Below are 1,165 nucleotides of genomic sequence, written 5' to 3'. Positions count from 1 at the left end.
GCAGCTTCGATCAAACCAAGTCCATCTGCCTTTTCCGATAGAGTGGCGATGCGTGCCTGCGTTAAAACGAAGTTCGATTTCTGTGTCATGAGCGTTTTCTCGCTTCCCCTGGTTTTCAATAATGTATATACATATTAACGGAACCGCCAAGAGAAAAAATACATCCAATCGCGATCTGTTGAAAAACGGGTGTGCGAATTGAGCGGAATGAGGAGCTTCATCGAATGTCAGCCGCAGTCCCAACAACGCAATTTATCCATGCTGGTCAGGCGCTTTTGCAGACGGGCTGGGCAGAGGATGTGCGGCTTGGTTTAGCTCAGGGAAAAATTGCTTCTGTGGAGATTGGTGTTGAAGCCAAAACGGGAGACGAGCGCTATAAGGTGATCGTAGCGGGGATGCCAAACCTCCACAGCCACGCGTTTCAATATGGCATGGCTGGCCTTGCTGAACGGCGCGGCCCATCGGCTGACAGTTTCTGGAGCTGGCGCGAGATCATGTATAAGTTCGCGCTGACCATGACGCCGGAACAGGCGGAAGCAGTCGCATTGCGGCTTTATGTCGATATGCTGGAAGCCGGGTTTACCCGCGTTGGTGAGTTTCATTATCTGCATCATGATCGCGACGGCACGCCTTACAGCAATATCTCGGAAATGGCGGACCGCATTGTCTCGGCAGCGCAAACTGCTGGCATCGGTCTGACCCTGTTGCCGGTGTTTTATGCACATTCGAGTTTTGGCGGTGCCGATCCCAATGAGGGACAGCGCCGTTTCATCAACGATCAGCAGAGTTTTGCGCGCCTGATCGAGGGCTGCGAGAGGTCGCTTTCCGGTTTTGATGGGGCTGTGCTTGGCGTGGCGCCGCACAGTCTGCGTGCTGTCACCCCGGATGAGCTGACATTTGCAGCAAAGCTGTTGCCCGACGCGCCAGTGCATATTCACATTGCCGAGCAGGTTAAGGAAGTGGATGACTGCATTGCGTGGTCCGGACAGCGACCTGTTGAATGGCTGCTTGACCATCAGGAATTGTCGTCGCGCTGGTGCCTTATCCACGCAACGCATATGAGTGACACGGAAACGGTTCGCATGGCTCAGGCTGGTGCAATTGCCGGTCTTTGTCCGGTTACGGAAGCCAATCTCGGCGATGGCACGTTCAATGCCACCGTGTT

General features: G+C 54.2%; 1 protein-coding gene. It reads left to right on the top strand.

The window, feature by feature from the left end:
- Nucleotides 1–224: 224 nt before the first annotated feature.
- Nucleotides 225–1,165: formimidoylglutamate deiminase (gene hutF / locus CEV34_RS03285; protein ID WP_143853301.1), on the top strand; the 941-nt coding region annotated here is incomplete at its 3' end.

The organism is Brucella pseudogrignonensis, from assembly GCF_002252525.1.
GTDB classification, from domain to species: Bacteria; Pseudomonadota; Alphaproteobacteria; order Rhizobiales; family Rhizobiaceae; genus Brucella; species Brucella pseudogrignonensis.
Note: the sequence above shows the minus strand (reverse complement) of the source record. Positions and strands in the feature narration are given on the sequence as shown.